This window comes from Arenibacter flavimaris (genome assembly GCF_030291335.1).
In the GTDB taxonomy this organism is placed as follows: Bacteria; Bacteroidota; Bacteroidia; order Flavobacteriales; family Flavobacteriaceae; genus Arenibacter.
On sequence record NZ_JASWIM010000001.1, the window covers coordinates 50,536 to 64,728 of the forward strand.

A 14,193-nucleotide genomic window follows, 5' to 3' on the forward strand; every position below is an offset into this window, starting at 1 on the left:
GGCAATCTCTATAATTTTCAAAAGGGTTAGCTAAATTACTATATACCTAATTGCTCAAATCTTCGCAATTAAAACATTTAAAAACTAACGGCTTTTCTAATTGTTCAACGCTTCCGATTGGGTGGAATTTGGCTCCGCTGTCGCTGATCCCAATTGGTGTCCACTTCCCAGTTGACAAATTAAAAACCCTAACGGCTTTTCTAATTGTTCAACGCTTCCGATTGGGTGGAATTTTGCTCCGCTATCGCTGCGCCCAATTGGTGTCCACTTCCCAGTTGACAAATTAAAAACCCTAACGGCTTTTCTAATTGTTCAACGCTTCCGATTGGTGGAATTTGGCTCCGCTGTCGCTGCGCCCAATTGGTGTCCACTTCCCAGTTGACAAATTGAAAACCCTAACGGCTTTTCTAATTGTTCAACGCTTCCGATTGGTGGAATTTGGCTCCGCTATCGCTACGCCCAATTGGTTCCACTTCCCAGTTGACAAATTAAAAACCCTAACGGCTTTTCTAATTGTTCAACGCTTCCGATTGGTGGAATTTGGCTCCGCTGTCGCTGCGCCCAATTGGTGTCCACTTCCCAGTTGACAAATTGAAAACCCTAACGGCTTTTCAAATTGTTCAACGCTTCCGATTGGGTGGAATTTGGCTCCGCTATCGCTGCGCCCAATTGGTGTCCACTTCCCAGTTGACAAATTAAAAACCCTAACGGCTTTTCTAATTGTTCAACGCTTCCGCTCCACCTACAATTTCCAAAATTTCGCCGGTGATGGCAGCTTGCCTTGCTTTGTTATATGTAAGTTTCAACTGATTTCTTAGGTCCGTTGCGTTGTCCGTTGCCTTGTGCATAGCGGTCATACGAGCCCCATGTTCACTAGCAAATGAATCGCGCACACCTTTGTACAATTGGGTTTTCAATGATTTTGGAATCAATTGTTCCACAATCTCGGCCTTGGAAGGTTCAAAAATATAATCCGACACCGAATTGGCTTCACCTTCCACCGGAACAATTGGCAAAAACTGTTCTGTCATTACTATTTGTGTAGCTGCATTTTTGAATTTGTTATACACAATTTCAATCTTATCGTAAGCACCTGTGGTAAACAAGTCCATTAAATCCTCGGCAATGGCCGCCACATTATCAAAGGTCAGATCATCATAAACCGAACTGTGGTTTGCAATGACCTTGTTCTTTTTCTTTAAAATGTCATTGGCCTTTTTACCAATGGCAACAAAATCTACTTGTTTGCCAGCATAGGTTTCCTTTGCCAACAGCGCACTTTGCTTTAAAATGTTCGTATTAAACGCACCGCACAAACCACGGTTAGAGGTTATGGCAACGATCAACACCTTTTTTACTTCACGATTATCGGCAAACTTGCTTCCGGAATCTGCATCAAGGCTAGCGCTAAGGCTTTGTAAAAGCTCCGACAATTTATCGGAATAAGGACGCATTGCGGTAATGGCATCCTGAGCCTTCTTCAACTTAGCGGCAGAAACCATTTTCATGGCACTGGTAATCTGCATCGTTGAAGATACCGTAGCAATTCTATTACGTATTTCTTTTAAATTGGCCATAGGCTCCACTTAAGCTCCCCTTAGGAGAGGAATACTGTGTTAGACATTCATTTATTCAATTTTATCTGTCTTTTTGGATCAAAAAGACAGATAAAATACTTTATTAATATTTAGCGGATAGATCTTTGGCTACAGAGCTTAAAACATCTATTACCTCATCTGTTAACTTTCCTGCCTTAAGCTGATCCAAAACTCCCCTATGCTTGGCATTTAAGAACTCCAGATAGTCTCTTTCAAACTCTTTTACCTTCTCTACAGGAACCTTGTTCAACAAGTTCTTGGAACCAGCATAAATAATCGCTACCTGATCTTCAACAGTAAAAGGATCGTTCTGTGCCTGTTTAAGAATTTCAACGTTTCTGCGTCCTTTTTCAATAACATTCAAGGTCGCGGCATCCAAATCTGAACCGAACTTGGCAAATGCTTCCAATTCACGGAATTGTGCCTGATCCAATTTTAAGGTTCCGGCCACCTTTTTCATTGATTTTATCTGGGCATTACCCCCAACACGGGATACAGAAATACCCACGTTGATCGCTGGACGCACCCCTTGGTTGAAAAGATCCTGGGTCAAGAAAATCTGACCGTCGGTAATCGAAATTACGTTGGTAGGAATATAAGCGGAAACATCCCCTGCTTGGGTTTCAATAATGGGCAAGGCTGTCAAAGAACCTCCACCTTTTACCATTGGTTTCAATACCTCTGGCAAATCGTTCATATTTTTTGCGATAGTATCATCTGCAATTACTTTTGCCGCACGCTCCAACAATCTTGAATGAAGGTAAAAAACATCTCCAGGGTAAGCCTCACGTCCTGGTGGACGTCTTAACAATAATGATATCTCACGATAGGCAACCGCTTGTTTTGACAAATCATCATAGATGATCAAGGCAGGCCTACCCGTATCCCTAAAATATTCTCCAATTGCCGCTCCGGCAAAAGGGGCATATACCTGCATGGAAGCAGGATCGGAAGCATTGGCAGCTACAATGGTAGTATAGGCCAAAGCCCCAGCCTCTTCCAAGGTCTTTGCAATGTTTGCTACTGTAGAGGCCTTTTGACCTATGGCAACATATATACAATATACAGGTTCCCCTGCATCGTAAAATTCCTTTTGATTCAAAATAGTATCCACACAAACGGTAGTCTTACCCGTCTGACGGTCACCAATAACCAGCTCACGCTGACCCCTACCCACAGGAATCATAGCATCGATAGCCTTTATTCCTGTTTGCAATGGTTCTGTCACCGGCTGACGGAAAATAACTCCAGGCGCCTTGCGCTCCAATGGCAATTCATACAATTCACCAGTTATTGGGCCTTTACCATCTATAGGTGCTCCCAATGTATCTACAACACGACCAATAATACCTTCACCAACTTTAATGGAGGCAATGGTCTGGGTACGTTTTACAACCGAACCTTCCTTAATATTTCTGGATGGGCTCAACAATACCACACCAACGTTATCCTCTTCCAAGTTTAGAACGATCCCCTGAAGTCCACCTTCAAATTCTACCAATTCCCCATATTGGACATTAGATAATCCATAAACCCTAGCGATACCATCACCTACTTGTAGAACGGTACCCACCTCGTTTAATGAAGCTGATGCTTCAAATCCCGATAACTGTTTCTTTAATATTGCTGATACTTCAGCGGCTTTTACTCCTGCCATTTGTTATAGATATAAGATTAGGACTTCCTTGAAACCCAAGGCCGACCAAAAAAATTATTTATAGACTATTTGTAAACTCTCTCTTTAAATTACTCAATTTATTGGCAATACTTGCATCATACTGCAAATCTCCAACCCTCAAAATAAACCCTCCTATAATGCTCTCATCCACTTTGTTCTCTATGGTGGATTGGTTGCCGGTGAGTTGAACTATTTTGCCCAATATTTTTTTCTCAAGTTCGGCACTTAGGGGAACCGCTGTGGTAACCTTCGCAACTCCCTGCCCCTTTCTAGCTTCATTTAAAATGATGAACTTCTCTGCCACATCGTTCAGAATTGAAATTCTCTTATTATCCACCAAGGTGGAAATAAGTCCCTCGGTAACGCTATTGCTTCCCTTGAAGATTTCGGATAAGGCCTGCTTTTTAAGTTCGCCTTGCAAAACCGGGCTCCCTAACATTTCCCGAAGTTCATTGCTATCAGCAATAGTAGATAAAATACTGCGGAAATCCTTCTCCACCTGTTCGGTAGCTTTATTTTCTACCGCCAAGTCCATAATTGCCTTTGCGTAACGTACGGCTGCTCTAGCTTCGTTCATATCCAAATCCCTAATTTAACTTAATGTCTCCGATCATTTCCTCTACCAACTTCATTTGTTTGGCCTTATCGGAAAACTGATCTTTAATTACTTTTTCAGCAATCTCCAGGGACAAGGTAGCCACTTCGTTTTTAATATCGGCTACGGCAGCTTTCTTTTCACTTTCAATGGCAAGTTGTGCCTGCTTGATCATTTTATCTGCCTCTGCCTGTGCCAAATCTTTGGCATCGGCAACAATTTTCTCCTTCATTTCACGAGCCTCCTTTATCATGGCCTCACGTTCAACGCGTGCCTCTTGCAATAGCCGCTCGCTATCGGCAGTAACGTTTTGCATCTCCTTTTTGGCATTCTCCGCTGCGGCCAAGGCATCCTTAATTCCTGATTCGCGATCCTCAACGGCATCAAGAATAGGTTTCCACGCAAATTTACGCAACAAAAGAAGCACTGCTATAAACAATAACAATTGCCAAAAAAACAATCCAAATGAAAACTGCTCTATTAATTTTTCCATGTCCTAATATATGAAATGTAAACGTTTAACTTTTAATGGTAAAAGAACAGCTATAACCAACCGTTATAGCTGTTGCTTTGTTGTGTTTGATTAAGATGCGAAAAGCGCAGCAAAACCAATACCTTCAATAAGAGCCGCAGCAATCAACATTGCTGTTTGAATCTTACCGGAAGCCTCTGGCTGACGAGCGATGGCATCCATAGCAGAACCACCAATTTTACCAATACCTAAACCAGCACCGATAACGATCAAACCAGCTCCTACAATAGTTGGGATTTCCATAATATATATAATTAATTATTAAACATTCTACTCTTAGTGATCGTGATGTTCCTCAACGGCCGAACCAAAATACAGGGCGGACAACATCGTAAAAATATAGGCCTGTAAAGCCGCTACCAACAACTCCAACAAAGAAAGTGCGAATGCCAAACCAAATGACAACGGACTCCCTATCCAGTTTTTGAAGATAAACATCATTCCCAAAATACTCATTAAAACCACGTGACCAGCCGTGATGTTGGCATACAAACGAATCATTAGGGAAAAAGGCTTGATAAAAGTTCCCAAAAGTTCTATAGGAGCCAAGACTATCTTCATAAAGACAGGTACGTCGGGCATCCAAAAAATATGCTTCCAGTAATTTTTATTGGCCGTAAACGTAGTAATCAAATAGGTAAGGATGGCCAAAGCAAAGGTTACCGCTATATTGTTGGTAACGTTTACTCCTAGAGGGGTAAGCCCCAAAAGGTTAATGATCCATATAAAGAAAAATACCGTAAGCAAATAACTCATGTATTTCTTATAATGTTTCTTTCCAATATTTGGAATGGCAATATCATCACGTATATATAGAATAATCGGCTCCAACAACCGTCCAATTCCTTTTGGCAACGCGTTGGTTTTATAAGACTTGGCCATTCTGGAAAACAAGAAAAACATTAAGGCTGCCACTAAAAATATAAAAACCACGTTTTTGGTAATGGAAAAATCCAATGGTTTTGCATTGGTAGCATGATGATCTTCATCGTAATTGATAGTTCCTTCGGCATCGGTCTTCACTATTTTACCATGATACAGTGCATAATGATTCCCATCCACTTCGGCCACAGATTCCCCATGGTGAAACTTGGAAGATGAGAACACCTTTAGACCGTTATCCCATAAAATTACGGGGAGCGGAAATCCTACGTGTTCATTTTTTTCCTCATCTATGGTGAAAAGGGTGAAATCGTGGGAATCCAACAAGTGATGTCCTATAAATTCCTTGATTTCGTTTTTTAGGCTTCCTTTTTCCTCGCTGGACGAATGGTCCTTTTCCTGTGCGAAAGCATTGATACCCAGAAGAAGTGTAACAACTAAAAGAACTTTAACGTAAAATGGTTTTTGCATATCGCTTAAAATATCGGTCTCAAAAAATCCGTGCAAATGTACGCTTTTATCTCAAAAAGAAAAAAGCATTAAACGGTTTATTTTGGGCCATAACTTAAAAGTAATATGGAAAACAAAATTGAAGCTAACTATTTAACATTCTGGCAGTAAAGATTGTCTCCAAAAGGAGGCACACCAAATAGGGAACAAAAAAAGTGGTAAACTCCAAAGATTGCATGTTCCCGTCTGCGCTATAGAAGGGATAAAAAACGAGAAAGAAAAATAAAAACTTGAGCATGCTTCCCCCTAAAAAAAGAAATCCGATCTGATCTCTCCATTTCTCCCGAAACCAATAAAGCACCGAAAATATGATCAAGGCCAGTACTACATTTAGCAAATAGGCCAAAACGATCATATGGTCCAATAAAGGAAATCCGAACAAATACAGTATGAGGAGGTGAAGACAAAAAACCAAAAAGCTCAAAAGAACCAGGGAGAGGTAAAAAGTAAAAAGAAATTTATTCTTGGACATTAATATTTTATGCGTTTCAATTGCTGCAAAACCAAATAAATTGCAACCGCCACTCCCAATAAAGTAAGGACAATTACAAAGGTCTTTGACTCCATTTCAAAATATTCATCCAACCACTTTCCTCCCTGGGCAGCCAAGAAAATGATTCCACCCATTTCAATGGCAACACCTGTTAAGATAGCTGCATTTTTTAAACCATTGTTATTTTTAGGAGGCTTTTGCTGGCTCATTGGTATTTACCGAATGTTTTGTTGGGCTATTTACAGTGCCTTTCCCTTCCTTGCCCTTCATTGTACAGGATGCATTAAAGGTAGCACCGGGCTCAACCGCTAATTTGGATACTATAACAGTACCCTCAATGACAGCGGAAGATTTTAGGGACAAGAGATCGGCCACGATCAACTCTCCGTTAAAATTACCTTCAATATCGGCATTGACACATTCTACTTTACCATGAATATAGCCATCTATACCAATGACCACTTTTCCCGAAGTCTTTACGTTGCCGTCCAATTTTCCATCAATCCGAAAGTCGGCCTCGGAGACAATGTCCCCTTTTATTTTGGTATTCTTTTCAATTCTGTTGGGCTGTCCGCCTAATTCTGTCATAACACGAGGTTTTTTGTTATCTGAAAACATTTTGCTAAGGTTTTGGGGTTTATTGCTGGGCTTTATAATCTGCTATATTCTTATGTACTTGAATTATTTTGTAGTTGTTGGATAAAATTACGAAATTCTCATCATCGATCCTGTAATCCTTGTTGTTTTTTATCAATTCTGCGTAGCCTAGGGCAAAGTCCTTGGATTTAAAGCCATGAACCACTACAAATTGATCCTCCAAATTATAAATGTCTTTTGAGACCACATTCTTATACTTTAGATCCTCCAAAGATTTCTCCAAAAGTTCCTTGAGCCTAAGCGCTCTTTTATCGTCCCTGATTTTAAACGGAAATACGACTTTCCAATTTCCAGTTCCTGTAGATTCTGTTTCGGTGGAAAAAACCTTCGGTTCCAATTTTGGCAATTGCTCCGCCACCATGGTCTGAGCCTTTTTCCCTTCAGGATTATTGGGATAGTTTAGGGCCACATAGTTCAACGCCTCCTTAAAGTCTTCAAAACCCTGTAATCTTCCAATGGCATTGGCCTTTAACATTTCAAATTTTGGCACTATGGGATCCCCTGTGTATTTACTGATATTTTCTTCAGCCCCTGTAATTACCTGTAAAAATTCCTGGTTCTGGAACTTTTTGTACAAACGTTGATACTTGGCATCCGGACTATCGGCACTTCCCGTTAATACGGCTTGTGGGTTTAAAAGGATTTCTGCATATCTGGATTCAGGATGATTCCTAATAATGTCGTATTTCATATCTGTTGCCAGACTACTTCCGGACTCCTCGTATATCTTGTACAGGTTGTATTTGGATGGGATTATTAATCTCTCCTCTGGATTGGAATTTAGTACACTCTCCAATTTAGCCGCTGCCAAAAGATTTTCCTTAAATTTCTCCTTATAAATCAACCCCAATTGATAATTGGCGAAGTTGCGCTCGGTCCTTAAACTGTCTATCACCTCTGGGTCCGTTGGTATTTGATTGAGGTAAAACGCTACACTATATTTTTCCTCATCTCCCACCGAGGCAACACTATTCAATGCCGTATTGCCTGGATTCCCTGCATTTTCCTCCATATTTTGGGCTTTGGATTTGTTGGACCAGCGCCAATCGTCCTCCAGGGTTCTCTTCCCCCATCTAGTCCTAAAATCGTTCTTACCATAACCCAAGGTAGTTATATTATAAAAATAAAACTTGCCCTTGTTTTCCTTCCCTCCTTTCGATTTACTAAAACTGGCAAAACCGGCATTGGCCATATTTTCCTCTTTCTTTCTTTCTTTTTCAGCAACGGCCTTTAATTGGGCAATATGCTCTTCAAAATAGGATACCCTGTCATCAATTGAAAACTCGAACAAAGTAATTACACTATCCGTGTACTGAACCACCTCCTCGTATTTAATAACATCTTCCAAGTTGTCCAGTTTCTTTTTAACCTCCCTATACTTCTTGGTGTTTTCATTTAAATTTTGCAAAACACTGTCATAATATGCCCCGGAAGGTTTGTATTTGTTATGATCAAAATTATAAATCGCCAAATTTTCATAGTTCAAGGCGTTCAATTGAGGCATATTTTGTGTGGCTCGCAAGGATTTATTGTAATATAGCAAGGCCAAACTATCGGATTTATTTGCCAAATGGAATTCTGCTATCTGTCTGTATATTTTATTTAGAAAGGGCCTATTTTCACGGTCTTCCTCCAATTCCGTAAGATACTCGAACATTTCCTCCCTATTGTCATCGGTAAGTTCTGTATTCTGAATTTTCTGCAAATGGGCATTGATCATATATACCCTGGGCGATTTCCTATTTAGGTCGATTACCTTATCGAAGGCATAATTGGCACTGTCCTTATACCCCAATTGATTGTACAACTGGCCAATAATATAAAGGTAGCGGCCCTTTTCCGGATTTTTTTTGGTGTATGCCGATGCAATCTTTAACTGCTGAATGGCGGTATCCGCAATCTTAAGATTGATGTAGGCCTGACCCATCATGGACCGGGCATCGGCATATTCCTGGTCGCTTAAATATTCCTGCTTAATTAAACGCTTTAAGTTCTTCAGTGCAAGCTCTTCATTTTCGAGCCGAATATTTACCTTCTCCCTCCAAATGGTTGCTTCGTTAAGCTTATCACTCTGTGTATATTTATTTAGAATATAATTAAAGGATTCCAAGGCAGGCATATAGCGCTGATCAAAATATCTGGCCTTGCCCAAAAGCAAAAAAGCTTCATCGGTCTGCGGATTTCGCTCCTCGTCCTTTATGTCCATACTGTGTTTTTGTATGGCTTTGGTCGCCTTTTCCTCAGCAATGAGGAAATTAGGGTTATTGTCTTCTGAATCCAATTTGATATCCTCTGTAACCTCCAACCGCTCCACTGGCAATATTTCCCAATAATTATCCTGATAAACGGCATTGAGACCCTCCCGCCCTTCCTCAAAGGCAATGTTACCGTTATACAGAGTATTATATTTGGTATTTAGGGCGTGCCAATTCCGGTTTAAAAAGGCATCTTTCTTGGTAGAACAGGCATTAAAAACCAATCCTCCAAAAACAACTGAAAATATAAGTCTATTGCGAAGCTTCAAAATTCTATGTATTCGTACGTATCCTTAACTTAAAAACGACCGGATTATTATGTAGTTGGTCGATAAAAACTGCATTATTTTTAGTTACTCGATAATTCCGAACCTGTCCAAAGAATTGATCAGGGGCCAAATACAGGATAAAAAGACAATTTAAGGTTGCCGTTCGTTAAACAGGCACAAAACTATAATGAAGGGAAATACTAAAATAGTTTGGATCGTTAATGGGCTCATAGGCTCAGAGCCCATTTATCCTCCAAAAAACACTTCCAGCTCATTCAGGGTTTCCATGGAGGTCTGGATATCCCTTACCAGCTCTCCCTTGTTAAGCACAACTATCCGCTCGCAAACCTCCGTAACATGGATAAGATCATGACTGGACACCAAAACGGTAACTTCCTTACTGGCCGCCAAATCCTTGATAATACCTTTTAGCTTTATTTGGGTGGTTGGATCCAGGTTGGCAAAAGGTTCGTCCAATATGATTACTTCGGGATCACCAATGAACGAGGCTACAATTCCGACCTTCTTCTGATTTCCCTTGGATAAGTCCCTCAAATATTTCTTCTGACCCAAAATTTCATCGTGAAAAAAATCCTTGAACCCCTCCAGATGTATGTCCACATCGGCCTTGTTCCTACCTCTTAGTTCCCCGATAAAATAAAAATATTCCTCTGGGGTGAGGTATCCGATCAAAAACGTTTCATCTATAAATGCCGACGTAAAAGGTTTCCATGCCTCACTGGCATCTATTTGCACCCCGTTATTAATGATATGCCCGGTAGTCGGCTGGATAAGATCGAGCATTAAACTAAAAAAAGTAGTCTTCCCGGCCCCATTATTACCTACCAAACCAAAACTTTGACCCTTGGGGATTTCCAAATTTTCAATATTTAGTACAATGGATTCCCCGTACTTTTTGGTTAAATTTTGGACTGTGATCATAAATATATCCTTTTATGTTTTTTGTTTGTAAGCCGCTATGGTCTTATATTTTTCTTTTTTGTATATCCCCTCTATCAAGGCAAATACCCTATTCCTAAAACCAAATCCGATAATGCCTGCCATCCCAACAAAAATATAGCCCACAGTTGGACTGATCAGATAATGGCCCAGGGCATAAATCCCAAGGGGCAATAATAACTTAGGCAATGTCAATAGCAAGGTTTTCGCGTTAAAAGCCTGTTTATCACCAAACGCCTTTTTATTCGATGTTAGGTCAATGGGCGTTTTAATATAGGCCCCGCCCCATAGCACCAAATAAGAATTGACCCCAATATTGTAAACGGCCCCTACAATAACTGCTAAATAGGCATCCCAACCAAAGTATATATAAAAGGAGGCTAGAATAGTGCTTACCAAGGTAGCTATGATTATCAAATACCATTTGGAAGTTAAATACTCCCTGTACCTAATATTCTGACTCATCATTAAAGGATAATACGAACTGTCCCAACTGGGCACAAACTGTCCAAAACTGAATAAGAACCCGCCGGAAATAAAAATACCTGCAAATATCTTCCAAATCGGACCGTCATAAGCCTCTACAGCACCAGTAAAGAAGAAAAGTCCATAAAAAATAAAGAAAAAACTCATAATAACAGCGGTTTTGGACCGCTTGTTCCTTTTAATCAATTTTATATCGTTCTTTAAAAATGTACCCAGATTCCCAAAACGGTTCAACCAAACATAGTCTTCGGTTTTGGCCAAAGTTTTCTTGCCGGCCAATCCGGCATCGAGATACATATGCCTTTTAAAATAAAGAAAGGCATTAGAAACCAATGCTATTAGCAATCCCCATGCTAACAAAGCCATCCATGGTAGCTGATAAAGTGCATTAAAAAATGGAGCGGTGTATACCGTAATATTGAACATTTCATAATACTGACAAATTCCCAAGACCGAGAAAAGGCCCAGCAGCATATAAAAAACATTGTCCTTGTTATTGACCAGTACGTTTATAAAATTGTTACAGAAAAACAAGGCCATGATACCCAAATGCCAACCCATGGTGCCCAGAGGGGAATAGCCCTCTACCAATAGTACCACGGAAAAGGGAATAAAGAAAAAGGCATGTGACCAATTAAAAAAGGAAAATACCGTCTTCCCCAATGAATATGCCACCACTCTACTTTTTTTTATAGGAAGGTACAGCAATGGTTTTATATTGGTAATTGGCATTTTTTGCAGCATATACCTAATGTAAAGATCCCCCACCAAATAATAGATCATGAACCGATTGACTACCAAGAGCGGGTCTCCCCATCCTTGCCTTTCAATAATATAAAAAGCCCCTATTCCAAGACCCAGGAACACGGCCATAAAATAAAGTGCCCCAAAAACCATAAAAATCTTTATAGCAAGGTTGGCTTTAAAAGAGGCAGATCTAAAAAAGGATTTCCATTCAAGCGTAAGAAAGAGCTTTAACATGCTTTTGGATAGTTTAACCTGTTAGGTTAGTGCCCAATTTAGAGTATTTGTTACAAACAGCTGGTATTTTTTTAATTTCACGTTTTAAATCCTCCCTGCTTTGCTTAATTTTGCATCAAAGATTTAATATGGCCCACTTTCATTCGCTTACCGTTCAAAAAATTAAACCGCTTACTCCAAACTCAGTTGCAATAACCTTTGCCATTCCTAAAGAACTGATCCAGACCTTTACCTTTACGGCAGGTCAGTACATCACCATTAAAAAGGAAATTAAGGGCAAGGAATTGCGCAGGGCCTATTCCATTAGTTCCTCTCCCAAGTGTGAGGGCATTACCATTGGTGTAAAGAAAGTGGACAAGGGGGGATTTTCAGATTTTGCACATAATAAACTTAAGGTAGGGGACGTATTGGAAGTAATGCCGCCGGAAGGCCGATTTGTTTTTAAACCCTCTCCAAATCCAAAAAACGTTGTGGCCTTCGCTGCGGGTAGCGGTATTACTCCGATCATGAGTATTGCCAGAACCGTATTGGAATCCAATTCCAAAAACAATTTTGTGCTGGTATATGGGAATAAATCCTATAAAGAAACCATGTTTTATACCGATTTGGTGAAGCTTCAACTAGAATATACCAATAGGTTTCACATCTATTTTATTTTGAGCCAAACCCAAGAGGACGAATCCATTTTTGGACGTATAGACGCCTCTACCGTAAACTATGTTTTAAAAAACAAACATAAAGATCTTGATTTTAACGATTACTATCTGTGTGGTCCGGAGGCAATGATACAGTTGGTGACCGAAAATTTAAAGGAAAAGGGCATCTCAGAGGATAAGATTCATTTTGAATTGTTTACCACCACGGAAATAAAGGATGAGCTTCCTGAGAAATTGGAAGGAAAAACACAACTAACCGTTATTGTGGACGATGAGGAATTTTCCCTGTCCATGGACAAAGGTACCTTGGTATTGGATGCCGTCCTTAAGGAGAATATAGACGCTCCCTATTCCTGTCAAGGCGGAGTATGCAGCAGTTGCATTGCCCGCATCAAGGAAGGAAAGGCCGACATGGTAAAGAACCAAATTCTAACGGACGGTGAAATAGCGGAAGGATTGATCCTCACTTGTCAGGCGCATCCCACAACCCCTACTCTAACAGTGGATTATGACGATGTGTAAATACTTAGGGTTGTTTGTTTATTGTCAAGTCCCTACTACATAAACTACTAAGTCTGCTTAAATACCTGTTCCATTACCCTTACAGCATGTTCGTAACCAATGGTATAGGCTTTTTCAATACCTTTTTTGTCCAATATGCCTATGAGCTCCAAGGCTTTTGGCTCAAACAACAGGTCGCATTTATTTACCTTGTTCCGATTAATGGCATAGATCATCAACGAAGTGGTTCTATTGGCCAACTGCAAGGACGATTTTATTCCTTCTTTGGGAATTTCCTTGATTCCGGAAACATTACTCCCAATAACAAAATCTGATGTAAGGGCAACCTCATCATAAGGGAAATTGTTCATTATACCGCCATCGGCATATAGGCGCCCATTAATGGCCACAGGACTAAAAACCGGGGGTAATGCCGCTGAAGCCAACAACGGTTTAATTAATTCCCCTTTAGAAAATATTTTCTCATCCCCTTTCTGCAAGTCGGTAGCCACTACATAAAGCTTGCGCTGTAAGGATTCAAAGGCATTTCCAGGAAAATAGCGTGCCAACAGGTCAAAATACCTGTCCGTATCCAACAAGCCGGGCTTCAAAATCGTCACAAAATGATAACGGAAGAGGGGGGTTTCCTTAAAGAACTGTAACATTTCCGCAACAGTATTACCATTGGCATACAAGGCCCCAACCAAGGCCCCGACACTGGTACCGGAAACGGCTCGCGTACTAATGCCAAATTCATTAAGGGCTTGAATCATCCCTATATGTGCCATACCCTTTACACCCCCTCCGGACAACACCAGCCCTACCGATTTTGATTTTATTTCCGATAAATCCATTTCTGTCAGAGTTTAACAGCAGCAAAGTAACCACTAATCAGGCGCTCAAAATTACCTATATCACCTCATATTTTAAAATTTCAATCAGAAATAAAAGGTATTAAACCTCAGGGCAGGCCTGCCTGCCGACAAAGGCAGGCCCTGAACCCAATAATGGGAATCGACCCTAGGGTCCAGGTATTGAACCTAGATCCCGCCGAAAAAGGCGGGATTAGTTCAACTTGCAATTTTAAGTGCGTCTTACCGACTTCTCAAAATTGAGTTTCACTAATAAATACTGATCTAC

The 14,193-nt window shown here is 40.4% G+C and carries 14 protein-coding genes; 1 reads left to right on the forward strand and 13 read right to left on the reverse strand.

Annotated elements, in window-relative coordinates:
* Positions 1-716: 716 nt before the first annotated feature.
* From atpG to QSE00_RS00290, 12 genes are all read right to left on the reverse strand, one after another.
* Positions 717-1,577: an ATP synthase F1 subunit gamma gene (atpG, locus tag QSE00_RS00235; protein ID WP_110356206.1), complete on the reverse strand. Its 861-nt coding sequence runs from the start codon at positions 1,575-1,577 to the stop codon at positions 717-719.
* 103 nt (positions 1,578-1,680) lie between these two features.
* Entirely contained in the window at positions 1,681-3,255 is a 1,575-nt protein-coding gene (gene atpA, locus QSE00_RS00240; RefSeq protein ID WP_110356207.1) for a F0F1 ATP synthase subunit alpha, read from the reverse strand.
* Between the two features lie 58 nt (positions 3,256-3,313).
* Positions 3,314-3,853 carry an ATP synthase F1 subunit delta gene (atpH, locus tag QSE00_RS00245; protein WP_286104438.1) on the reverse strand — a complete coding sequence of 180 codons (540 nt, stop codon included), beginning with the start codon at positions 3,851-3,853 and terminating at the stop codon, positions 3,314-3,316.
* 10 nt (positions 3,854-3,863) lie between these two features.
* Positions 3,864-4,364 carry a F0F1 ATP synthase subunit B gene (locus tag QSE00_RS00250; protein ID WP_110356209.1) on the reverse strand — a complete coding sequence of 167 codons (501 nt, stop codon included), beginning with the start codon at positions 4,362-4,364 and terminating at the stop codon, positions 3,864-3,866.
* 90 nt (positions 4,365-4,454) lie between these two features.
* Positions 4,455-4,646 carry an ATP synthase F0 subunit C gene (atpE, locus tag QSE00_RS00255; RefSeq protein ID WP_031446173.1) on the reverse strand — a complete coding sequence of 64 codons (192 nt, stop codon included), beginning with the start codon at positions 4,644-4,646 and terminating at the stop codon, positions 4,455-4,457.
* Between the two features lie 33 nt (positions 4,647-4,679).
* Positions 4,680-5,756, reverse strand: coding sequence for a F0F1 ATP synthase subunit A (gene atpB, locus QSE00_RS00260; RefSeq protein ID WP_110356210.1), 1,077 nt, complete (start codon positions 5,754-5,756; stop codon positions 4,680-4,682).
* Positions 5,757-5,880: 124 nt separating this feature from the next.
* Complete coding sequence (locus tag QSE00_RS00265; protein WP_110356211.1) at positions 5,881-6,267, reverse strand: DUF6168 family protein; 387 nt, start codon at positions 6,265-6,267, stop codon at positions 5,881-5,883.
* Positions 6,267-6,497 carry an AtpZ/AtpI family protein gene (locus QSE00_RS00270; protein WP_072860080.1) on the reverse strand — a complete coding sequence of 77 codons (231 nt, stop codon included), beginning with the start codon at positions 6,495-6,497 and terminating at the stop codon, positions 6,267-6,269. The genes QSE00_RS00265 and QSE00_RS00270 overlap by 1 nt, the downstream gene beginning before the upstream one ends.
* The gene (locus QSE00_RS00275) at positions 6,475-6,906 is read right to left on the reverse strand and encodes a bactofilin family protein (RefSeq protein WP_110356212.1); all 432 of its coding nucleotides are present in this window, start codon (positions 6,904-6,906) and stop codon (positions 6,475-6,477) included. The genes QSE00_RS00270 and QSE00_RS00275 overlap by 23 nt, the downstream gene beginning before the upstream one ends.
* 19 nt (positions 6,907-6,925) lie before the next feature.
* Positions 6,926-9,469, reverse strand: a complete 2,544-nt coding sequence (gene porW, locus QSE00_RS00280) for a type IX secretion system periplasmic lipoprotein PorW/SprE (RefSeq protein ID WP_286104440.1) — start codon at positions 9,467-9,469, stop codon at positions 6,926-6,928.
* 246 nt (positions 9,470-9,715) lie between these two features.
* Positions 9,716-10,411 carry an ABC transporter ATP-binding protein gene (locus tag QSE00_RS00285; protein ID WP_286104441.1) on the reverse strand — a complete coding sequence of 232 codons (696 nt, stop codon included), beginning with the start codon at positions 10,409-10,411 and terminating at the stop codon, positions 9,716-9,718.
* A 12-nt stretch (positions 10,412-10,423) separates the two neighbouring features.
* Positions 10,424-11,896: a DUF5687 family protein gene (locus QSE00_RS00290; RefSeq protein WP_286104442.1), complete on the reverse strand. Its 1,473-nt coding sequence runs from the start codon at positions 11,894-11,896 to the stop codon at positions 10,424-10,426.
* A 128-nt stretch (positions 11,897-12,024) separates the two neighbouring features.
* Between QSE00_RS00290 and QSE00_RS00295 the strand changes: the two genes are divergently transcribed.
* A complete protein-coding gene (locus QSE00_RS00295; RefSeq protein ID WP_286104444.1) occupies positions 12,025-13,074 on the forward strand; it encodes a ferredoxin--NADP reductase in 1,050 nt (349 codons plus the stop codon).
* A gap of 47 nt (positions 13,075-13,121) precedes the next feature.
* On the opposite strand, the gene QSE00_RS00300 is transcribed toward QSE00_RS00295, so the two are convergent.
* Complete coding sequence (locus QSE00_RS00300; RefSeq protein WP_110356217.1) at positions 13,122-13,907, reverse strand: patatin-like phospholipase family protein; 786 nt, start codon at positions 13,905-13,907, stop codon at positions 13,122-13,124.
* Between the last annotated feature and the right edge of the window lie 286 nt (positions 13,908-14,193).